General features: G+C 68.1%; 22 protein-coding genes and 1 pseudogene. 14 read left to right on the top strand and 9 right to left on the bottom strand.

The features are described 5' to 3' along the window. Nucleotides 1-5: 5 nt before the first annotated feature. Both ACK8N7_RS01450 and ACK8N7_RS01445 read right to left on the bottom strand, forming a co-directional pair. Nucleotides 6-506, bottom strand: a complete 501-nt coding sequence (locus ACK8N7_RS01450; RefSeq protein WP_500440442.1) for a hypothetical protein — start codon at nucleotides 504-506, stop codon at nucleotides 6-8. Between the two features lie 37 nt (nucleotides 507-543). Further along, entirely contained in the window at nucleotides 544-1,638 is a 1,095-nt protein-coding gene (locus ACK8N7_RS01445) for a hypothetical protein (protein WP_403219125.1), read from the bottom strand. Between the two features lie 370 nt (nucleotides 1,639-2,008). On the opposite strand from ACK8N7_RS01445, the gene ACK8N7_RS01440 reads away from it, so the two are divergent. After that, nucleotides 2,009-2,728 (top strand): hypothetical protein, encoded by a 720-nt coding sequence (locus ACK8N7_RS01440; protein WP_500440440.1) that lies wholly within the window; start codon nucleotides 2,009-2,011, stop codon nucleotides 2,726-2,728. Between the two features lie 64 nt (nucleotides 2,729-2,792). Beyond that, nucleotides 2,793-4,625 (top strand): RICIN domain-containing protein, encoded by a 1,833-nt coding sequence (locus tag ACK8N7_RS01435; RefSeq protein WP_500440438.1) that lies wholly within the window; start codon nucleotides 2,793-2,795, stop codon nucleotides 4,623-4,625. A gap of 29 nt (nucleotides 4,626-4,654) precedes the next feature. Here the strand turns inward: ACK8N7_RS01435 and ACK8N7_RS01430 are convergent. After that, nucleotides 4,655-5,565, bottom strand: a protein-coding gene (locus tag ACK8N7_RS01430) for an IS5 family transposase (RefSeq protein WP_500440436.1) whose coding sequence is annotated in 2 segments (ribosomal slippage) — nucleotides 4,655-5,220 and nucleotides 5,220-5,565 — 912 coding nt in all. Because the reading frame shifts where the segments join, the coding sequence is not laid out codon by codon here. A gap of 421 nt (nucleotides 5,566-5,986) precedes the next feature. Here ACK8N7_RS01430 and ACK8N7_RS01425 point away from each other — a divergent pair. Then, nucleotides 5,987-6,496 (top strand): annotated as a pseudogene (locus ACK8N7_RS01425) (IS3 family transposase); the annotation flags it as partial. A gap of 1,039 nt (nucleotides 6,497-7,535) precedes the next feature. Further along, nucleotides 7,536-7,985: a spore-associated protein gene (locus ACK8N7_RS01420; protein ID WP_500440434.1), complete on the top strand. Its 450-nt coding sequence runs from the start codon at nucleotides 7,536-7,538 to the stop codon at nucleotides 7,983-7,985. Nucleotides 7,986-8,136: 151 nt separating this feature from the next. Here the strand turns inward: ACK8N7_RS01420 and ACK8N7_RS01415 are convergent, their stop codons facing one another. Continuing rightward, nucleotides 8,137-8,349: a hypothetical protein gene (locus tag ACK8N7_RS01415; protein WP_500440432.1), complete on the bottom strand. Its 213-nt coding sequence runs from the start codon at nucleotides 8,347-8,349 to the stop codon at nucleotides 8,137-8,139. Nucleotides 8,350-8,576: 227 nt separating this feature from the next. Between ACK8N7_RS01415 and ACK8N7_RS01410 the strand changes: the two genes are divergently transcribed. The 3 genes from ACK8N7_RS01410 (at nucleotide 8,577) to ACK8N7_RS01400 (ending at nucleotide 9,608) form a co-directional block, all read left to right on the top strand. Next, nucleotides 8,577-8,768, top strand: a complete 192-nt coding sequence (locus tag ACK8N7_RS01410; RefSeq protein ID WP_500440430.1) for a hypothetical protein — start codon at nucleotides 8,577-8,579, stop codon at nucleotides 8,766-8,768. Between the two features lie 296 nt (nucleotides 8,769-9,064). Then, nucleotides 9,065-9,253: a hypothetical protein gene (locus tag ACK8N7_RS01405; protein WP_403219109.1), complete on the top strand. Its 189-nt coding sequence runs from the start codon at nucleotides 9,065-9,067 to the stop codon at nucleotides 9,251-9,253. Nucleotides 9,254-9,371: 118 nt separating this feature from the next. Then, nucleotides 9,372-9,608, top strand: a complete 237-nt coding sequence (locus ACK8N7_RS01400) for a hypothetical protein (protein WP_500440428.1) — start codon at nucleotides 9,372-9,374, stop codon at nucleotides 9,606-9,608. 611 nt (nucleotides 9,609-10,219) lie between these two features. Here ACK8N7_RS01400 and ACK8N7_RS01395 read toward each other — a convergent pair. After that, entirely contained in the window at nucleotides 10,220-10,825 is a 606-nt protein-coding gene (locus ACK8N7_RS01395; protein ID WP_500440426.1) for a ParB/RepB/Spo0J family partition protein, read from the bottom strand. A 148-nt stretch (nucleotides 10,826-10,973) separates the two neighbouring features. Here ACK8N7_RS01395 and ACK8N7_RS01390 point away from each other — a divergent pair, with 148 nt between their 5' ends. Continuing rightward, nucleotides 10,974-11,468, top strand: coding sequence for a hypothetical protein (locus ACK8N7_RS01390; protein WP_500440424.1), 495 nt, complete (start codon nucleotides 10,974-10,976; stop codon nucleotides 11,466-11,468). Here ACK8N7_RS01390 and ACK8N7_RS01385 read toward each other — a convergent pair. Further along, on the bottom strand, nucleotides 11,434-12,216 hold the full coding sequence (locus ACK8N7_RS01385) for an IS5 family transposase (protein WP_500440422.1): 783 nt from the start codon (nucleotides 12,214-12,216) through the stop codon (nucleotides 11,434-11,436). The two genes, ACK8N7_RS01390 and ACK8N7_RS01385, sit on opposite strands and share 35 nt — an antisense overlap. Nucleotides 12,217-12,711: 495 nt before the next feature. Between ACK8N7_RS01385 and ACK8N7_RS01380 the strand changes: the two genes are divergently transcribed. The 4 genes from ACK8N7_RS01380 to ACK8N7_RS01365 all read left to right on the top strand — a co-directional run bounded on the left by ACK8N7_RS01380 (nucleotide 12,712) and on the right by ACK8N7_RS01365 (nucleotide 15,162). Continuing rightward, nucleotides 12,712-12,921, top strand: coding sequence for a hypothetical protein (locus ACK8N7_RS01380; RefSeq protein ID WP_403219101.1), 210 nt, complete (start codon nucleotides 12,712-12,714; stop codon nucleotides 12,919-12,921). 153 nt (nucleotides 12,922-13,074) lie between these two features. Beyond that, nucleotides 13,075-13,638, top strand: coding sequence for a papain-like cysteine protease family protein (locus ACK8N7_RS01375; protein WP_403219099.1), 564 nt, complete (start codon nucleotides 13,075-13,077; stop codon nucleotides 13,636-13,638). Nucleotides 13,639-13,831: 193 nt separating this feature from the next. Next, on the top strand, nucleotides 13,832-14,530 hold the full coding sequence (locus ACK8N7_RS01370; protein WP_500440421.1) for a hypothetical protein: 699 nt from the start codon (nucleotides 13,832-13,834) through the stop codon (nucleotides 14,528-14,530). A gap of 320 nt (nucleotides 14,531-14,850) precedes the next feature. Further along, the gene (locus tag ACK8N7_RS01365) at nucleotides 14,851-15,162 is read left to right on the top strand and encodes a hypothetical protein (RefSeq protein WP_500440420.1); all 312 of its coding nucleotides are present in this window, start codon (nucleotides 14,851-14,853) and stop codon (nucleotides 15,160-15,162) included. A gap of 110 nt (nucleotides 15,163-15,272) precedes the next feature. On the opposite strand, the gene ACK8N7_RS01360 is transcribed toward ACK8N7_RS01365, so the two are convergent. Beyond that, entirely contained in the window at nucleotides 15,273-16,514 is a 1,242-nt protein-coding gene (locus tag ACK8N7_RS01360) for a helix-turn-helix domain-containing protein (RefSeq protein WP_500440419.1), read from the bottom strand. Between the two features lie 175 nt (nucleotides 16,515-16,689). Further along, nucleotides 16,690-17,064: a cupin domain-containing protein gene (locus ACK8N7_RS01355; protein WP_403219093.1), complete on the bottom strand. Its 375-nt coding sequence runs from the start codon at nucleotides 17,062-17,064 to the stop codon at nucleotides 16,690-16,692. 67 nt (nucleotides 17,065-17,131) lie between these two features. Here ACK8N7_RS01355 and ACK8N7_RS01350 point away from each other — a divergent pair, with 67 nt between their 5' ends. Then, nucleotides 17,132-17,572, top strand: coding sequence for a MarR family winged helix-turn-helix transcriptional regulator (locus ACK8N7_RS01350; protein WP_403219091.1), 441 nt, complete (start codon nucleotides 17,132-17,134; stop codon nucleotides 17,570-17,572). 550 nt (nucleotides 17,573-18,122) lie between these two features. Further along, complete coding sequence (locus tag ACK8N7_RS01345; RefSeq protein WP_403219089.1) at nucleotides 18,123-18,536, top strand: hypothetical protein; 414 nt, start codon at nucleotides 18,123-18,125, stop codon at nucleotides 18,534-18,536. Nucleotides 18,537-19,208: 672 nt separating this feature from the next. Here ACK8N7_RS01345 and ACK8N7_RS01340 read toward each other — a convergent pair. Then, nucleotides 19,209-20,240: a chymotrypsin family serine protease gene (locus ACK8N7_RS01340; RefSeq protein ID WP_403219086.1), complete on the bottom strand. Its 1,032-nt coding sequence runs from the start codon at nucleotides 20,238-20,240 to the stop codon at nucleotides 19,209-19,211. Between the last annotated feature and the right edge of the window lie 61 nt (nucleotides 20,241-20,301).

Here is a 20,301-nt window from a genome sequence, read left to right as displayed (position 1 = left end):
GGAACCTACTTGGAGTCGGATGGCTTCTCGGCGGTGGCCTTGGTGGCCTTGGGGGGCTGGTCGGCCTTGGGCGACGCCGGGGCGTCGGGAGCCTTGAAGTCGTCCCTCTTCGGTGCCTGCAGGCCCTCGTCCTTCTGCAGGTCGCCGTGCTGCTTCACTGTCTCGCTGGACTTGTCCATGCCGGCGGCCGCGGCCGTGGACACCGATCCGGGGTCCTGGGAGTAGGCGGCCTGGGTGCCGGCGGATGCCTGGGTGGTCTGGATGAAGGAGGCGAGGAAGCCCAGGATGGCCCGTGCTTCGGGCGCCTGTTCCTGCACGGTCTTCGCCCGGTGGGAAGCGCCGTGGATCCCGCTGGTGAACAGGCTCGTGGTCGTGTCGTCGTAGGTGTCGTCGTCGGCGTCCTCGAAGTCGACGCCCGCTCCCGGTTGCGGCTTGTCGCGGTCGGTGGTCACCGAGAAGAGACACGCGCCCGTTCCCGCGGAGTCGAAGACGTTTTTGAACACCATGGTTGTCACCTTTGGTCGTTGTGGCGGCACCCGCCGGTCACGGCTGCTTGTACAGGTCTCGGTCGCTGTCGGTCAGGCTCTCGCCGTCGAACATCGTGTGGTGGACCTCCAGTGCGGAGACGACCTCGGCCAGACCCTTCATGCGGAAGCCGCCGCCGGCCAGGTCGAGGTCGGCGATGTCGCGGGCGACCACCTGGTCGAGACCGGGGTAAGCGTCCGGCTGAGGGGGGGACAGGACGGCCACCGCAACCGCGTACTTCACCGCGAGCAGCCCGGAGAAAGTCACCGGGATCTCGTAGGTGTACTGCTTGAGGGCACGGCGCTGCGTGACGATGGTCTCCACGCGGGAGCCCGGCGGGACCTTGCCGGAGATCTGCGACTTCGAGGCCCAGCTGGTAGTCAGGGAACCGCCGACGGAGGCCGCGATGCCCAGGGCCAGCGCGGCGTTCAGCGCGGCGGTGCCGGACGCGCTGCCCGTGGTCGTGAAATCCACCGAGCCGGTCATCGTGGCCGAGGCGGAGTTCGTCATTCCGTTGGTGATCGCCGTGTCGACGGTGTTGGCGTTGTCGACCCCCACGCTGTCCTTGCTGTTCTTGTTGGTCACGGTGTTGGCATTCTTGTTCGCCATCTCGTTCTTGAGCTGCGTGCCCAGCTGTCCCTGGAGGTTCAGGCCGAGCTTGTTCTGCAGCTGCAGTTGGAGCTGGGCGCTGACGCTGCCGCCGAAGGTGAGCTTGGAGTCTCCCGAGAGTGACCAGGTGGCCCCGTTGGACACGGTGAAGTCGACGGAGTCGGTGAAGGTCATCTCGGACTGGCTGCGGTTGACGTAGGTGCGCGAGGAGAACGAGTCGGGCGGCGGCTGGGTGATGTTGCGCCGCTCCTCGATCAAGGGCTCGCCGAGGTTCATGTAGGCGAGCCAGCCCAGCCCGTACGCCGTACCGGGGAAGGAGCCGAAGCTCGACTTGTTCACGGAGAAACCGACGGGCTTGTGCCGCACCCCGTAGTCGTCGACGTAGACCAGGTTGGGGTGCTCCAGGATGGACTGCCAGGTCTGCTCGATGTTGAGCTCCCGCAGGTTCTTCTTCGTCAGCGGCTGACGCTTGGCCCGTGCCAGGTTGTACGCATGGGAAGGCAATTTCTATCCTCGACTGATCTGGCCGAAACCGCACTCGGTGAAATGGCGACAGGAAATCTGCACACGCTCCGGCAAGCGAAGCTAGCAGGGTCTCCATCACCCATGAAGGCAGCTTCGGGTATCGCACTCAAACGGGTGATCAAGAATTTCAGGCGGCTTTGATCACCCGATCGATGGCCTCTCAGGACATCCCGGTAGCACCCTGACCTCGAAAGTTGCCGCTTTGGGCGCATTTACTTCGATCGTACATTCGCTTATGAGACTCAATCGATCGCCAGCGATGGGGCTGCCGGTAATGGCGCGTGATAAACCACTTCACTGAGCGCCTGAGGTGTTGTTTTCCACATAGAGAACAGGTGAGGTTTCCGCGATGTATACCCAAGAGCGCACGGCGATGTCGAATTTGGTGGTCGGCGGCCCGGTGGCGGTGAACAGCTACGACAACGCCATCGTGGCCGCACTCGTCGAGAACCGGCCGGTCATGCTCGTCCATGCCTTCAACGGTGGCTATCTGCGACCCATGGAACTGGCGGCGAGCAGCCACGACAAGGGCGTCAAGCTGGCCACCGCGCTCGACCCGGCCACCAAGGACGCGCAGGGCCACCTCTGGCACGTCACCCCCGGCGGCTTCTTCGGCCAGCGTCCGCTGTACTTCATCGAGAGCGCCGCGGGCCAGGTGTCGCCCCCGCCCGCCGGCGCGGCCGACGCCGATGCCGGCCGCGGGGACGACGGAACCCCTAAGCCCCAGCGAAGGCGCGTCACCGTCCACCAGGACGCTCCCCAGAGCACTGCCGACACACTGCAGGTGGGTCTGCCCGGCAAGGTGAGCGACAAATGGCGCGGAAAGAACGGTGCGGTGGAGGACACCCAACTCTGGGTCGTCACGGTGACGCCCTGGGGTGGGATCACCTTCGTGCCGATCACCCACCCCGACGCCATCCTCGGGTTCAAGGACCACGCGGTGGCGAAGGACAGCGAAGCGCGGCTCACCTACAACTGGGGCGGGGACTTTACCGGGACGGTCATCAACACGTTCTACCCGCGGCTGCCCAACGAGTGGGACGTCCCTTACCACCACGTCTTCACGTGAGCCGCAGCCATCGCGCCACCCCCGTCCCGACCTGTCGCACCAACCGCCTGGAAGAGGCACCACGATGCCCGTGCCCACGCAAGAACTGAAGCTGGAGATCGTCAACGCCGCTACGGGTCAGCCCCTTGGCACCAGGGCCGTACCGGGTGCGGACGGGGCGCTCGTCGTCCGCGACCATCCTGAAGACGGCCCGAGCCCGCAGCAGTGGCAGTTCACCCCCGTGCCAGGCGCGCAGGGCGATCCGGCTTATGTCATCCGCAACACGGTCAGCGGCAAGGTGCTCGACAACCCCACCGCCGCGGACCGCGGCGTCCGCCAGTGGGATGCCGCCGCCAACAACAAGGCCCAGCAGTGGCGCCTCGTCCCCGTCGAGGGCGAAGCGGGCCTCTATGTCATCGAGGGCGCGGGCGACGGCGCCGTGCTCGACCTCGACGACCCCGGGAAGGAAGACACCCGGATCGTCCTCGGCGAGCACGACGACAGCGCCGAAAGCCAGCGGTGGCGCCTCGTCCCGGGCGAGCCGGTGCGTACCAGTGACATCGTCCTGGACTGGTCGCCGCTGAGCCACTGGAACAGCCGCCAGTCCTGGCGACTGACCCACGACAAGAGCGCTCTTCGGCCGACAGCCGACGCGACACCCTCCTTCAGCAACGTACTGCTGATCCTGGAGAAGTTCGGCTACGACCAGGACGCCGGCGGGTGGACGACCGACAGGCCCAGCCGTCGCCCTGCCGGCCAGGCGGGCTGGTGGGCCGGGCTCGGCGAACGGTTCCTCGCCGACACCACCGGAACGGGGCTCGCTGACATCGTCGGACTGAAACCCGCGAAGGGTGCGGTGACCTGCTCCAGCCGAGGGGACGGGACGTTCGACGACGAACGGGTTCTGCACCCGCCCGCGTCCTCCGCGAGTCCCAAGGATCTGTGGACACTCGCGGAACTCACGGGCGAGAGCCGTCCCGGCGTCGTCGTGCTTGCCGCCGAGGGCGTCCGGGTGTCCACTCAGGACGAGGGCGGCACGTTCTCGCCGGCGGGCGGCGAACTGGTCCTCAAGGCGTTCGGCCACGGCCCGCAGGCCGGCAGTTGGCTCGCCGACAAGCACCCCAGATTCCTCGCCGACACCACCGGCGACGGCAAGCTCGACATCGTCGGCTGCCACGACGACGGCCTCTGGGTATCACTCCAGGACGACGAAGGAAAGTTCGCACCGCTTACCGACGAACCGATCCTCCGGGCGTTCGGCCACAGCGAGAAAGCTGGCGGTTGGCTCGCCGACAAGCACCCCAGATTCCTCGCCGACACCACCGGCGACGGCAAGCTCGACATCGTCGGCTGCCACGACGACGGCCTCTGGGTATCACTCCAGGACGAGGAAGGGACATTCGCCGAACCTCTCTACGTCCTCGACGAATTCGGGGCCGACCAGGGATGGACCTCAATCGACGAATACCCCCGTTTCCTGGTCAAGACGACCGGCGACGGGGTACCGGACATCGTCGGTTTCGGACCTCAGGGTGTCGTCGTCGCCCGCGGGCACGGCGACGGCACGTTCGAGCCCTCCCGGCTCGTCCTGAACGACTACGGACAGGCCCAGGGGTGGACGGGTGAGAAGCACCTCCGCCTCCTCGCCGACGTCACCGGCGACGGAAACCCAGACATCATCGGCTTCGGCAACGAAGGCGTCTGGGTATCGCACAACAAGGATGACGGCAGCTTCGAGCAGGCCCAGCTGGTATGCCGCGGATTCGGGTACAACGAGGACGCAGGCGGCTGGCGGGTCGACCGCCACTCCCGCTTCCTGGCCGACATCACCGGCGACGGACGCATCGACATCGTCGGTTTCGGCGGCCCGGGCGTACACGTCGCCCGCAACCTCTTCCGCCGCTTCAGAACCCGGTAATCCGCAAGCACGTGAACTGCGGGCAGCCGCTACTCGGACCTGTCTGACGAAGGAACCTGAGTGGGTCCGCGGAGCCAGAGGATGAGTGCGGCGAGGTGGACTCCGGCCTGGTAGCGGGTGGCGAGTTTGTCGAACCGGGTAGCGATTGCGCGGAACTGCTTCAGACGGTTGAAGCAGCGTTCGACCACGTTGCGGGCTCTGTAAAGCTCACGGTCGAAGGCTGGCGGTCTACCGCCGGCCTTCCCTCGCCGCAGGCGATTGGCCTTCTGATCGGCCCGTTCCGGGATCACGGCCTGGATGCCTCGCCTGCGCAGGACCTGGCGGATCGCTCGGGACGAGTACGCCTTGTCCGCGATGACCGCGTCGGGTCTGCGGCGGGGCCGCCCGGATCCGGTCCGGGGCACCCTCAGCTCGTCCATGACCGTGTCGAAGACGGTGAAGTCGTTCACGTTGCCGGGCGTGACGACGACGGCCAGGGGCAGACCCCGGCCGTCGCAGGCAAGATGGACTTTCGTGGTCAGCCCGCCGCGAGACCGGCCCAGCGCCTGGCCGGCCGACGCGCGTCCCGGATTTTCCAGTTCGTCCCCCGCCGTCGCCCCTTTTTTCGGGCGCCGACGGCATGCTGATGCGCCCGGTTGATCGTGGAGTCCACCGACACCGTCCATTGCACAGCTCCGACGGAGTCGTCGCGGACCTGGACCTGTTCGAGCAGACGGGCCCAGGTGCCGTCCGCTTCCCAGCGGGCGAACCGCTCGTAAGCCGTCTGCCACGGCCCGTAGCGTTCCGGCAGGTCACGCCACGGGGCACCGGTCCGCAACCGCCACAACACCCCGTTGATCACCTGCCGGTGATCTCGCCACGGCCGCCCACGACCATCAACACCCGGCAGCATAGGTGCCATCCGTTCCCACGCCGTATCCGTCAGCTCACCACGACCCACCACAAGATCAAATATCAGAAAGGTCCTAGGCCGGCCCCCACGCAGCGTTCCTCGTCGACCTCGATGCCCATGCCGCTCACCAGGTCACGGGCAGTTCCAGCAGACCCTGGACCGTGTCCCCGGGTTTGTGCTGGATCTCGTGCGCGGGCTGGTCAGGCGCCTCGGTGTCAGGAGCCTGGTGCTGGTGCTCCGCGCATCGACGACCTTGCCCCGATCCACCTGCTCCCAGAACGGGTGCGTCGACGAGGCGCCCCTTGAGGTGATCCCCGTGGCGTGGACACACCTGACAATGGATCTTGTTAATCCTGGAAGGTGTAGAGCCCCATGGCAAGGCCCTCGAAGTACAGTCCGGAGTTCCGTCCGACGCGGTCGCGTTGTGGCGGGCGTCGGCCGGCAGGCGAACGTATCGGGAGGTCGCCGCCTGGATGAGAAGTGGTGCGGCGACATCACCTACGTGCAGGTCGGCGCCTCGTGGCTCTACGTCGCCAGCGTCATCGACATCCACTCCCGCCGCGTGCTCGGCTACTCGATGGCCCCGCACATGCGTGCCGGGCTCGTCATCGACGCGCTCCAGGCCGCGGTCGCTGCCCGCGGCGGCAACGTCACCGGAGTGATCTTCCACGCGGACCGCGGATCGCAATATACGTCGGCCGCGTTCGCGCAGGTCTGCGACCGGTACGGCATCCGCAGGAGCATGGGCAGAGTCGGCTCGAGCTACGACAACGCCCTCGCCGAGAGCTTCTGGCAGGGCCTGAAGCGAGAGACGATGCACGGGAAGCCGTTCTCGACCTTGCAACAGGCGAGACTGGCGATCTTCCAGTGGCTCACCTACTACAACGCCCGCCGACGCCACAGCGCGCTGGGCTACCTCTCTCCGATGGAATTCGAACAACAGCACCACAAGACAGCTAAACTCCAACTCGCAGCATGAACCCTTGTGTCCACACTCCGAGGGTCACCTCATTCATGACTGCGGCAGATTAATGGCCCATGACTGGACGGGGCTGCGGCTCCAGCGGCTGGGTGGTGGGCGTTCCGTGGGGGTGTTTCTGGTCTGCGCTCGGGGGTGGCTGCTTCGGCAAGGCGAGCTTCCAGCGCACTTCCTCGTGGTTGAGGTCGTGTGCCCAGGAGCGCAGGAAGCGTGTGTCCACGAGTAGTCCGAGTGTGTGGAGGAGGCTCTGCGGGGCCAGGCCACACATCCGCGCCAGGTGCGCCTGATCGGCGCTGGACTCCTCCTCGGAGGTGCCGACCGGGGGATGGGCTGCCAGTGCGAGTGCCAGCAGCCGCGGGAGCGGGCCGAGCTGGTGCAGGGTTTCTACCCGGCAGGTGCGCAAACTTCAGTCGGCCGCGCGGGCGCGATCTCCTCATGCTGGGGCCTGTGTTCGCAGGGCGGCATCCAGGAGCTGTGCGGTGAAGCCTTCGCTCCCGGGTTTTGGGGGAGCGAAGGTGTGGAGCCATTGAGCCTGCCGCAGTTCGTCGAGCGGCGTGGTGCCGGGACCGAGTGCATGCCGCGGATCAGTCCGGTGCGGATGCTCACCGTCCCGGCTGTGGTGGAACGCAGGGCGCACTGCAGGGCCAGCAGGCGGGCGGAGGCGGTGATCTGGAGGGGAAGCGCAGCGGCGAGATAGCTGAGCATCTCCTCTCGCCTACGCCGCCATCGGCCACCGCTACCGCTTTGCCTCTACCCCGCCTCAAGAGGTCTTGACCTCTCGCTTCGACTACATCGACGGCCTATACAACAGCCGGCGTATCAAAAAACGGCTCGGCTGACTCAGCCCCATCGAGTTCGAGGAGAAGCGCTACACCGACCGGGCGGCGACCGGACAAGCGAACCTGAACCCCTCTCAACTCGCCCTGATTAGTTGATCAACACCTCCCGGACAACGCGGGAACCTCAGTGCAACCATCCGTGCCCTTCGACTGTCACATCAAGTGGGAGCAAAAAGCTCTCAGGGGTACAAGGGGGAAATATGAGAATAGTTCGTAATGTCGCGTCTGTCGGAGCAGTCACCGCGCTGGCCGTGGGTGGCACGGTAGCGTTCGGAGCGACCGCCTCCGCCGCGCCGAACGTCACACCGCAGGGTGTCTGCGGCAACGCCTACAAGACCGTGAACTCGGTACCTGTCGGCTCGCTGGGCACCGTGTACCTGACGTACAACTCGGCCAACGGCAAGAACTGCGTCGCGACCATCCGTACCAACCCGGGCTCGGCGAAGCCCATGTCCACGTACATCTACGTCCCCGCCACCGACGACTGGGCCGGGGACGACGGCAGCTTCACCTCGTACGCGGGCCCGGGCTACGTGTACGGCAAGGGCTACTGCGTGAGCTGGGGCGGGAGCATCGCCAACGTGTACGTGTCGGTGGACAACTCCAACTGCGCCTCACTGAAGGAGCAGCGCACCACCGAGATCCGCTGATCCCCTTCGCCGTCCTCAGCGCGTTCTCTCTCACACACCGGTACAGGCGCGTCCTCACTGAGTCGCAGCGGGGAAGCCGTCCCGTACCGTGATTAGCCGCGGGCCCGGCGGGAACGTCTGCCGGGTCCGCGCCGCGTGCTGCGGCAGATGTTCAGGCCGCGCGGCGGCCGTGCAGGGGCGAGCTCCCGGCCAGCCCCTCCGGATCCAGAGCCAGCGACAGCGCGGCGGTGGCGCCGACGTCGGCCGGACTGTCCGCGTCCGGCAGGGGTCCGAGGTCCTTGCCGAGGCCGCAGAGGCTGGCCGCCGCGCCGCGGCATGGATCCGGTCCCTGCCCGCCCCGCCCGACCCCCCGTCCGGTCGGCACCTGGCTCGCCGGGGCGCTGCCCGACGCGGTGGAGACCGCAATGGGATCCCTGAACCCGGCGCAATGCGACCGCATGGGCCCGGACGGGCGGCTCATCGAGGGCACCGGCGGTATGGACGCCGGAACGATGAGCACCCTGAACGTCGTGCCGTGCATCCTCTCCGACGCGGACTGGCTCAGCCCCAACCAGCACATCCGGCTTCTCGCGGTGGCGCGACATCCCCAAGATGCACACCGCCGCCCGCGCCTTCGAAGCCCGCTGGGGCCTGGAGACGATGTCACCGCTGGACCGCACCGCACGCCGGGCCCCGACCACCGGCGAGGCCGAGGAAGCCGCCCGCCGCGGCCTCACCGAACCCGCCCGCGAGACCCTGCAGCGCACCGTCCGCGAGGCCGACGCCCGCACCACCGACTTCTGAACCGGCTGCGCGACGCGGGCCTGCGCGTACGCGAACACCACGACCAGGACGGCGCCCTGGACGGATAAGCGGTCGCGCTGCCCGGCGACCGCGCCGACCACGGCTCCCGCCCCGCCTGGTTCTCCGGCCGGACCCTGGCCTACGACCTGCCCCTACGGAAGCGCTTCGAACCTGCGATCCGCCCCGAGAACGCCACCCGGGTACGGGACTGGATCCGCCGGGCCGCCGCCCTCCTCGCCCGCGCCGGACGACTGGAGGGGCGGGCGACGTCGCCCGCCCTGGGCGACCTCCTGGTGGTGGCCGCCGTGCAGTCCCCGGCCGCCGTACGGGAGAAGGTCCGGGCAGCGGCGGCCGCGTTCGAGCAGGCCTCCCGCGCCCCGGGCGCCCGCACCCTTCAGGGCGCCGCCCGCGCCGGGTTCAAGGCCTCCGCCCGCGCGCTGGAACGCGCCCCGCAGCCGCCCGGGGCGGCGGCGCACCGACCCTGATCACCCTGCTGGCCGCGCTCGTCGAAGCCATCGAGGCCGCCGCCGCCCGGGCCGCCGTGCTGCTGCGCGAAGCGGCCGCCCTGACCGGCCGGTAGTGTCTGCATGTGCGTTGATCTTCATGGCGGCGGCACCGGCCGCAAAGATCCTCGACACACTGCCCGAGCACGTCGAAGACACAGTGTGGGACGTCCTGGGCACCGCCGCCGCAGACCCGTGGGGTTTCCGGCAGTGGAACGCGGAGGACCTCGAGGGCGAGGACGTGCGCTACGCGTCCGTCGGTCAGCCCTCCCTCACCTACTGGGTGAACCGGCCGCTGCGCCGGCTGACCGTGCTGAACATCGTCTGGCTCGGATGACCACCCGGTGACAACGCCACGGCCCCGGCATCGCAACTGCCGGGGTCGTGGCGTTCCGCATCGTAGCCACGGCCGGATCCACCCGGACGGCACCGCGGATCCGCGCCGGAGTCACCAGATGCCGCGAGGGCGGTCGGCACCGAGCTGGACCTCCCGCCGGCACTCGCGGCAGTCCGGCAAGCCGCTCACACGCCGCCCTTCCCCCCTCCGCCCAACTGAAGCCGCACAGCGACATCGGCAGGTCCTCGTTGGGATCGGTGGCGTGGGAACCGTGGCCCGGCACGTTCCGCGTGGCCGTCGTCCCGCCTTCGTAGGGAGCGCCCTCCGGCCAGGCGTAGACATCTTCGGTGGTGGTGCAGCGCATCCGGAGGTCAGGGCCCTCCCAGCGGGCGCCCTGGCGGGCCTGAGCGGCGGCGTCGGCAGCGACGGCCAGCCGCTCGAAGGACAAATCGTAGTCACTCATGTCCTCGTAGCTGCCGGACGCCTGCTGGCTCACCAGCGAGCGGAACTCCAGCAGTAGCCGCTCCAAGTCGTGCCGCCCGACGCGGACCGTGTCGCTCTCATGTCGTGCACGTCATCCGGGGCGGTCTTCTTGGGCATCGCACTTCTTCTCATTCAGACACTGGTGTGCCGAGTGTGCCCGGAACGGGCGCCTTGCGGCTGCGGCGAGTGGTGACCATCTGCCGGGCCTCCACGATGCCGAGGGTGTTGTTCTCAAGAGCTGCCTGCTGGCCAGGGGTCAGTTTCAGAAGCGCAAGGCGCTGAGAGGCCGTCGCCCGGCTCCACCCCAGGTTTCGGGCGAGGGCGTTCTGGCTTTGTGTCTGTCCCGGCGCGTTGAGCGCGGCATGGAACAGCCGTGCCTCATCCAGCGGCCCGAGGTGATCATCGTGACCATGTCTGCGCAGTACGAATGCCGCGACGGAGTCAGGAGGCATACAGCGGACCCATACGGGGACGTGGGACAGTCCGAGGGCTCGCGCGGCCTCCAGCCAGTGGTAATCGCTGATCGCCACGTAGGAGAAGCGCCGTGGGACAGAGTTGGTCTGGCGCGGCAGCCTCTGCAGGTAGTCGTCGCGGGCCACCACGGCGATGGGGTGCTCCACCCCGTACCTGACCAGAGACTCCACGAGCCGCGCAGCCTTGGCCGGGTTATGGCGGGGGCGCTCAGGCCACGAGATCACCTCGGATACGGGCTGTTCTTCGATCAGTCTCGTCACATCGTGATCAACGATCAGGTGCCAGTTCCTGGCTTAGAAGCCGTTGTCTTTCCGAGCGTGATGGGTGTGTTTCCGCTGGTCAGGGATGGGGCCGGTGTTTTGGTGGCAGGGACGAGATGTCGTGTCGTCTCTTCGGTGGAGGTGCCGGATGCCGTCGGTGATGGGGCTATTGGAGGAGCGTGAACGCGCCGCTCGGCAGCGGGTGGACGCCCTTCAGGCCGAGCTGCGGGAGGCAGAGGCCGTGTGGGAGCGGTTCGTAATCGCCCGTGAGACGGTGGCCGAGGTCCTGGCGGAACCGTGCGGAGGCCAGGACGTGTCACCGGTCGTGGTGGTCGGCGAGGGGCCGGCGCGGGTTGTGGGTGCGGTGCCCGGCTCGGTGGTGCCGGTGTGGCGGGAAGGCCTCGCTGCTGCGGCGCTGGCGCCGGATTACCAGCAACTCGTGGACGCTCTGACTGGTGAGAACGGGTCGCGTGCCGGGGCCATGGACTGTCGGCAGCTCGCGGTGGCGGTCGGGCTGGAGCCGGTGCCCGCGAAGGTGGAGGGCGTGCGGTCGAAGGTGAAACGCCTGGCCGCGCGGGGCTGGCTGGCGGAGGAACGTCCGGGGGTGTTCAGTGCCGTCGTCGGGCGATGCGGCGGCTCATGACCATGCTCATCGACCACCTGATCATCGCCTCGGCGCTGTCGGTGCGGGTTTCGTAGTCGCGGGCCAGGCGGCGTGAGTGCATCAGCCATGCGAACGTGCGCTCGACAAGCCATCTTTTCGGCAGGACGACGAAGCCTGTGGTGTCGTCGCTGCGTTTGACTACCGTCAGCGCGATCCGCAGCACGTTGCGGGCGAAGTCGACGAGTTGGCCGGTGTAGCCGCCGTCGGCCCAGACCAGCGTGATGCGCCAGTGCCGCTCGCGCAGCCGGGCCAGCAGTGTCTGTCCCGCGTCCCGGTCGGTGACGGACGCCGCCGTGACTGTGACGGCCAGGAGCAGGCCGAGGGTGTCCACCACGATGTGGCGCTTACGGCCGTTGACTTTCTTGCCGCCGTCGAAGCCCCTGGTCGCGGCCGGCACCGACGCAGCCGCCTTCACTGACTGGGCGTCGATGATGCCCGCGGTCGGCTCCCGGTCGCGGCCGGCCGCTTCACGGAGCCGGTTCCGCAGCCGGTCGTGGAACTCGGCCGTCCAGCCCTTGTCGCGCCAGCGTCGGAAGAAGGCGTAGACGCGGTCCCACGCGGGGAAGTCCGCGGGCATCGACCGCCAGGAGATACCCCCCGCGACCAGGTAGCGGACCGCGTCGACCATCTGCCGGTGGCAGTAGCCTTCCGGCTGCCCGCCCCGGCCCTCCAACCAGGCCGGCACCGGAAGTGCGGCACGGACCGCGGCCCATTCCGCGTCCGTCATGTCCGACGGATACCGAGGCTCCCGGCTCGGACGATCGCCCGCGTTCCCGTACACGTGGGCGAGGCAGTCACACGACCGGGAAGACGAGTTGGACGACGCGGTGGACAGCACGAAAGACTGCGGCACCAGGGTCTCCTGACGCTCGGATGGATTCGACACCCACGAGCTGTTCGGGAGGCCCTGCCTTCATGCCCAGACCACCGGAAGATCACCCGGCCGGGCAACCACACTCGAACTCACACCCACCATGATCGATAGAACAACGGCTACTTAGGCCATATGGGTCTGCCTCTTTCAATCGTAGAGGCGCGCAGAAGCCTCACGGACCGCTGTCACCTATGAGGCTCGCAGGCCGTTTCCCCAGGTAGACGCGTCGTCCTGTGAGGCTGTGAGGTGCAACGCGGCAACGCGTATCCACCCCCGTATCCGGTGACAGGCAGGAGCCCCGGACCACACGAACCGGTGAACCGCTGATCTGCGAATACCGGCCTACGGATGCGCGCGGTCGGCAACGAGCTCGCCGCACGGCTGGTCGAGACCGTGAACGGTCTCGAACTCGACAACCGCGCGATGTCGATGGACCGTGCCCTCGACGAAGAGGAGGTGCTCCCCGGAGGCCCCACTCCGGTACGCACGGAGCGCCTGGAACCCTCCGAGGGCTGGCAGGTTGTGAGCATCACACTCCGCTTCGGCAAGGAGGCGTGAGCTGTAAGTGCCGACTCTGATTATTTGCCGAAAAATAATCAATAGGGAGTAATTTCCTGCAAGTCCCCTATGCGCAAAAGATGTGATGCGCTGTCATATTCGTGACAGATTGCCCCGCTCATCTCGTTGTACCCATCAGGGGAAGGCAGAAAAATGGGCAGGTTCAGGAACGGGACCACGACGTTGGCCATCGCGCTAGCCGCCTTGGGATCGCTCGCGGCCGGGGGAGGCACAGCTCACGCGGAAGCGGGCCAGGACAACATCAGCATGCTGAAACAGGAGAAGACCCAGTGGTGCTGGGTCGCCTCCGGGCTAACCATCGCCAAGTTTCAGGGCTTCGGCTCCACACAGACGGACTTCTGCAACCGGGCCCAGCCCTACTACGGTTGCAACAACCAGCCCGCCACGCTCGACGACATGGCCAAGGGCTGGAGCAGCCTCGGCATGACCCACACCGGCTCAGGCCTGAGCAGCGCTGCCACGTTCAACCAGGTGTACACCGACGTCAAGGCGGCCCGGCCCATCGGTGCCCGCATCGGGTGGACATCCGGGGGCGGCCACATGAACGTGGTCTACGGCTTCGACACGTCGCACAACACGATCGCCGTGGCCGACCCGTGGCCGGACACCACCACGTACACGTGGTGGAACTACAACGACTACGTGAGCAACGGCTCGTCCAAGTGGACCCACTCCCGCATCGGTATCTCCCGCTAAGGCAGGCGACATGAGCGACACCAGCAGAACCAAAATGTCCAGCAAGCGGGCAGCCTCTCGCTCCTCCCGTCTGTCCCTCGTCATCGCAGTGAGTGCATCCGCGCTACTGTCCGTCGTTGGTCCGACACACGCAGCCCCCGCCAAGGACCCTCTCCCGGCCGACATCCCCGACTACCAGGCCGCCCTCGACGCGGTGAAGTCAACCGATGTCCGCAACACCGTCTGCCGCTTCCTGCGCACTCCGGTACCCACCGACGGCGCCGACGGGCCGGTGCAGACGATCCCCGAAACGGCCGAGCCCTGCCAGGGCCTCCCATCCTTCACGATCAAAGACCCGGTGGCACTGAACGAGATCACCCCCGAGTTCGTCGCGGGCACCGCAAAGCCACTGCCCACCGATGCGATCAAGCTGACACAGCTGGTCTCCTCGCTCAGCGCCACCGTCAACGGCCGCAACGCCACCGTCATGCTCGCCCCCACCCAGGGCGGTGGCTGGCACCTGGCAGCCGTGCGCGACGGCGACCACGACGCCACATACGCCAGCAAAGCCACCCTGGGCACACTGGTCTTCACCGAGCCGCAGATCCGCGGCTGGTACCAGCTCAAACTCACCACCGTCGAGCCCCTCAACGACCAGGCCCGGCAAGGACTCGGCGGCCAGGCATCGGTGCCGCTCAGCGACTACCAGAAGCTGGTCAAGGCCCGCTACGCCGACAAGCTGCCCGGCTCGGAGTACGACACCACCGGCTACTCCAGCGGCTACAGCCTCCAGCGCACGGAGGACGACGCCCCGTCCTCCACCCTGCTTCTTGCCAGCAGTTCCAGCGCGGCACTCGTCCTCGCGGGCGGAGCCGTCGTGCTCCGCCGGCGCCGGCGCGCAAGCACCCACTGAGCCTAACCCCGGACCGCTACTACGCTCCGTCCCGGAAGCCAGCCGAGACGGAGCGCGTGGCGGTCCGGCCATCGCGCTACGGGTTGTGCCTGTCCCAGCGCGCCCCTGGTTAGCTGAGTAGGTCATGAACCTGTTGCCCACCACTGCGGCGCCAGGTGTCGCCGAGCGGGCCGAGGCCCTGGCCGACGCCGCCTGCGAGCTGCACGACGCCGCAGGCAGTCCGGCCGGCTGGAGCGCGGCCGCCGTCGAGGACGCGGTGGAAGCGATGGAGACCACCGCGCTCGCCCTGGCGGCCGCACACCCCGACGGCCCGTCTCTCGTTGCTGCAGCAGGACCTGCGGTTCCACGCACTGGACGAACGCCGCGGACTGGACTATCACGGTCGCCGGCCGCAGTCGGTCAAGCACGCATCTCCCCGCTCCGGCATCTGGTCCTACAACGAGGAGACCAGGACATCGACTACCAGGATGGTGGCATCCAACAAGGATGCCCAGCGAGATGAGACCCTCGTCCATCAGATAGGCGTCGACGCTTTGACCTGTGTCACCGCATCCATGGACGATCTCGAATCACTGCTGGCTGAAAGCCTCTCAGCCTGCCACCTGGTATGGCGATCGGCCGACGCTCGTTGAGCCCGCGAGGGCGACCCAAGCGACACCTTCGGTGAGCTCCCGGGTCCGCTTCAGCGAGCCCTCACCGCGGGCACCTAAGTGGTCGGCACTGGAAGTCCTTCGGGGGTTGATTAGGCTGCCAGGGCGACGGAGGATTCTTCTTGTCGGTTGGCGGGTGTGTGACGGTCGAGCCGGGCCAGCAGATCGTCCAGGTCGGAGGTGGTGAACTTCCACTGGAATGGCTGTGTCGTGGCGTTGTAGCGGTCTTCGAATGCTCGGAGCCGGTCCCGGACCTGCGTCAGGTCCGTGAAGTCATTGGGGGTGACGACCTTGCGCTGAACGATCGAGAAGAAGATTTCGATCCGGTTTGTCCAGGAGGCGTGTATGGGGGTGTGGACCATGACCGCATTCGGAAACGCCGTGGTCAGACGGTCGATGGCCTTCTTCCCCCGGTGGGAGGAGCCGTTGTCGACGATCCAGAAGACGCGCCTGGCGCGCGCGTAGGGCTCGGTGGTCATGACCTGGGTGACCAGGGCCATGAAGGGGACGATGCGGTCTTCGGCTCGCAGCGGCCGAAGACCTTCGCGCGGTGGACGTCGTCGGCGGCCAGGTAGGCCAGCGCGCCGCCACGGCCGTACTCGTGGTTGACACGCATCGCCCGGGCCCGGCCCGGGGCCAGGGTCGGATGGCAGCGGCAGCGGGCCTGGACGGAAGTCTTCTCGTCGCTGGACAGGACGTACTCGTCCTCGCCCAGTGGGACACCATCGAACGTGCAGGCGTACAGATCCAAGACACGCTGGCGTCTTGGCGCGGAAGTCCGGGTCGCGGATGAAGATCCAAGACCGGTACTGCCAGGGCTTGAGCGCGTCCTCGCGCAGCCAGCGGCGCACCGTGGACGCCGAGACGGTCTCGGTGATTCCGCGGGCGGTCAGCTCGGCGGCCAGCTCCGGGCAGGACCAGCGCGACAGCGGCACGCCGGTCTCGGCGGGTAACTGGCAGGCCAGCGCCTTGGCCCCGGCGACCTGCACGGGGGTGAAACGGGCGGGGCGCCCCGAGCGCTTTCGGTCGGCCAGGGCCGGCATCCCGCCATGGGCGAACCGGCCCCGCCAGGCGCGGACTGTGTCCAGGTGCAGGCCCGTCTCGTGGGCGATGCGCGCGTTGGAGCGCCCACGTGCCGCGTGCAGGACGATCTGCGCGCGGACCCGCAGCCGGTGCTCGGTCTTGTGGCCGTAGGCCATCTTCTTCAACCGCTCGCGTTCGGCGGCGGTCGGGGCTATCGGGCGGGCCGGGGCAACGGGCATGGCAGACGAGCCGATCGGGAGGAGCGGATCACGACGGGTTGCACGCTGCCGGATCGACTGATGCGGCATCATTCACGCCATGCTTGATGACCTTGCTCTGGCCCAGCAGGCGTCTCTTGCCGGGGCCCCCGTGGGTCTGCGCTACTTCGGCCGAGTGCGTGCCCTCACCCAGCAGCAGAGGGTGGACGTTCGGTTGTGACCGAGGCGCCGCTGATCCGGGAAGCGTGGCCACCGGCCCTCTGTGGGCTTAATGAGTCCAGGGCGGCGTGATGGTGCTGCCGTCGGCCAGCTTGGCGCTGAGCCCGACACGTGTAGTGACCCACATGTGCGCGGGCTGGTCGGTGGTATTGGCAACCGCCAGCTCGGAGCCTGCCGGAGCCACCGCCGCGTCACCGACGCCGAGTTCGGCGCTCTCGCCGCCGATGGTAAGCCGGAGGCGGCCGGACAGAACGTAGAACGTTTCCTCGTGACTGATCATGTGGGCCGGACCCACCGTTCCGGCCGGGATCTCGCCGCGCCAGGCGGCGAGATCCCGGCTGCCCGTGCCCGGACGGACGTAGGAAACGAAGCGGGCACCGTGGATCTCGTGCACGACGGCCTCGTCACTGCGGATGAAGGACATGCCAGCCTCCTTATAGACAAGAAACTTGTCCATGAAGACAAGCAGCTTGACGAGTTATAGTCAAGCCATGGATGACGCTCTGGCCTTCTCCGCACTCGTGCTGGCACTCTCCGGACAGTTGGTGCAGGAGATCCACGCTCGCGTGTCCCAGCAGGGATTCGAGGACCTGCGGCCTGCACACGGCTTCGCCTTTGCCCGCATCTCCCTGGGCGGCGCCACTACGGCCAGCCTGGCCGAGCACCTGGGGGTGACCAAGCAGGCTGCCGCCCAGCTGGTTGAGGAGCTGGTCCGCAAGGGGTACGTGGCGCGGCATCCGCACCCCCACGATGCCCGCGCCCGGCTCTTGGGGCTGACCGAGACCGGCTGGGCCGCCACTCGCGCCGCCGACCAGGCCGCCCGGGCTGCCGTCGCACCATGGCGAGAGGCGCTGGGCGAGGCGCGCTTCAGCGAACTTGTCGCCGACCTGACCCGGCTTACACCACCGGGGCCGATCCGCCCCGCCTGGTAACCAGTAAGCCACTGGCCTGGACTATCGCTGGTCACCAAGGAGGAGCCAGGACACCGGATTTGCGCATCCCGTGTCGACGATGCACAGCAAGTCGTGGACCCCGCAACCCCCGAAGGACTTCCGGAGCCGACCACTTAGCTAAGCATCACAGCAGGTCAGGAGAACGCGCCCTTCTTGTAGTAGAAGCGCGGCCCACTGGAACCTGAGCTTCCTGCGAGTGGCTGCGTTTGTGGCATTGGGTGGGTGTCAGCGGGGCAGGGTGCTGGGTGCCTGGTCATGGGGTTGGTGGCGGGCGGGTTCGCCTTTGTCCGCCGCCTGGCACGCGGTTGATCGGCTGCCGTGGGAGCGGCTGCTCACATCGGGGCTGTGGAAGGGCAACGTTGCGGCGGTTCATCGTGAGCTGGCCGACCATTGCACCTTGCGTCCGTCGGTGTGTGAGGGCTTTGCTCCCGCGCGCCGTGCTGTGCGACTGCCAGGCTGTCCCGGGCACGGGTAGACCTGGGTCCCTGACCGGACGGCCGGTCCTGCCCGCACTTCCGAGGAGACTGTCATGATTTCGAGCACCAGAATCCGCTGGGCAGCAGCTCTCGCAGCCGCTGCCCTGGCCGCGCTCGGTACCGCAGCCCCCGCCGCCGCCGCGCCGCAGTCGGTAAAGTCGCTCGATACGCAGTGGGCGAGCGTCGAACCCGGCTATTTCCCCCCCTACCACGGCACCCTCACCGTCGGCGGGATCTACACCTGCACCGAACCTGTCGGTACCACCGTGGCGGTCAGCTTCAACGCCATCCAAGTCCTGCCCGTGGCGCTGCCGAACGGCTTCGGCAACTTACCGTGCGGCCCCGGGGTGGTCAACGTTCCCTGGAGCCTCACCAGCTCTCCCACGCAGGACGTGCACTACGGATCCGTCTCCGTCATGACCACATTCGACGGAGTGCTCCTGGGCGCTGAGCAGTTCACCGTCTGATTCGGACGACCCGCTCTCGCTACGGCACCCCGCACAGTCCATCGCGTGCCGCGCGTGGCCCGTGTCAGGCGTGCCGCGTGCGCGCCCGTGCGCGCGAGCGCGTGTCATGCGGGTGCGGGGCGGTGAGCAGTAGCGGCCGCGCGGCAGGGTCGCCCGGGGCGGGGTGTTCCGTCGCCGGCGCCACACGCCGGCCGCCCGCCCCGGGCCCGCGCAGCTTCCCACGCCGACCGTGCCCACCGCGGATCGGGCGAGTGCTCCTGGTGGTGGTCCGGCCCGACGCCGGAGGCGGCCGGGGGCCGTCGGCCGGGCGTGGTGAGTGCGGCGCGAACTCACCACGGCAGGTCACAGCGCCCGTCCCGCGGAACTCACCACGGGGCCCGCGGTACTCACCACGCCACTCACCATGGCGGCCGGCTACTCACCACGGGGACTCACCATGCTGGGGGCGGGCACTCACCACGCCCGGCGGTCCGGTGGATCAGCGGTGGCGTGTTCCCGTTGTCAGTGGGCGGTGACGTGGAGCGGGTAAGTGGCCAGGGGGGTGGTCAGCAGACGGCGACGGCTCGGGGCATATCTGCGGGCGTGTGACGCGTGGTCGTGGATGCTGCCGTTGCCAGGATCCGCCGGCCGATCCGAGACCGGTCGGCGGACACCTGTGTGCCGACCGTCGGGTCAGACGCCCGGCACGATGCTGACGCCGTACGCGGAGGCCACCGTGTCCCAGGACTGGGCGTAGCCGGTGGTGGTGCTGCCGGCGGTGACATGCCCGCGCACGGTGATGCTGCGGCCGGGGGTGGCGTCGGTGTAGAGGGTGCCGCCCGAGTCGCCTTGCAGCGGAATGGTGCCTCCGGTGAAGACCAGGACGGGCGTACTGCAGCCGCTCTCCGTGCATACCTGCCCGTTTACGGCGATCACCGAGTGCCCGCACTGTTCTCCGCTGGTGCGGCCGCTGTGGCAGTAGCCGCTGCCGACCGTGCCGGCGGCCGCGCCGGCGACCTCCGTGTAGGTACTGCTGGTCACTCCGCCGGTGAACATCCCGCCCGAGTACGCCTGACCGCCGATCAGCTCCATGTCGGCGGGGTGGCCGGTGACCGAGGGCAGACGCCGTTGGGAAACCGTCCCGTAGGCGCGGTTGTTGTCCTCGGTGGTCACCGATGCCCCGTCGGCGTAGCAGTGGCCCGCCGTCACCATGAACTTGGTTCCGGCGGAGTTGCGTACGGTGTAGCCGGAGGAGCAGAGGCGACCACCCGACTTGATGCCTCCGCCGCCGATGAAGGACGGTGTGTCGTCCCTGCGGCTGAACAGGTCCGTCGTTTTCGTGGACCGCAGGCGCAGCGCCGCGATCGCTTGGGACTCCGCGAGGGTGGCGCCGGGCAGTGCGGTGAGCGTTGACACCAGGGCCGCCGGTGCGTCGGTGTCGAGCACGAGGGCACCGGTCTGCGCGTCGAGGTAGCTCGCGAACGAGTACGCCGTGCCGTTCTTCGCGACGTACTCGGCGATCCGGGCCTGCATCTTCGCCAGCGCCCCTGCCGCGCCGGGGAGCGGTGCGCGCGCCTGGCCGGGGTCCGCGGCCGACGAGGCGCTCACGGCCCGCGCCGGTTCCTGGGGGTCTCCGGCTCCCTGAGCGGGTCCGGCAGCCAGACTCGTCAGGACGGCGGCGACGGTGACGGCCGCGCCGGCCAGCATTCTCTTCGTCCGATGCATAAAGGAGACCTTCTCGTTTGTGTAGGCCCGCGGCCTGATGCCGTAGCGGCCCCGTGGTCCG

Origin of the sequence: Streptomyces griseobrunneus, from assembly GCF_046713465.1 — a bacterium.
Lineage (GTDB): Bacteria > Actinomycetota > Actinomycetes > Streptomycetales > Streptomycetaceae > Streptomyces > Streptomyces microflavus.
Note: the sequence above shows the minus strand (reverse complement) of the source record. Positions and strands in the feature narration are given on the sequence as shown.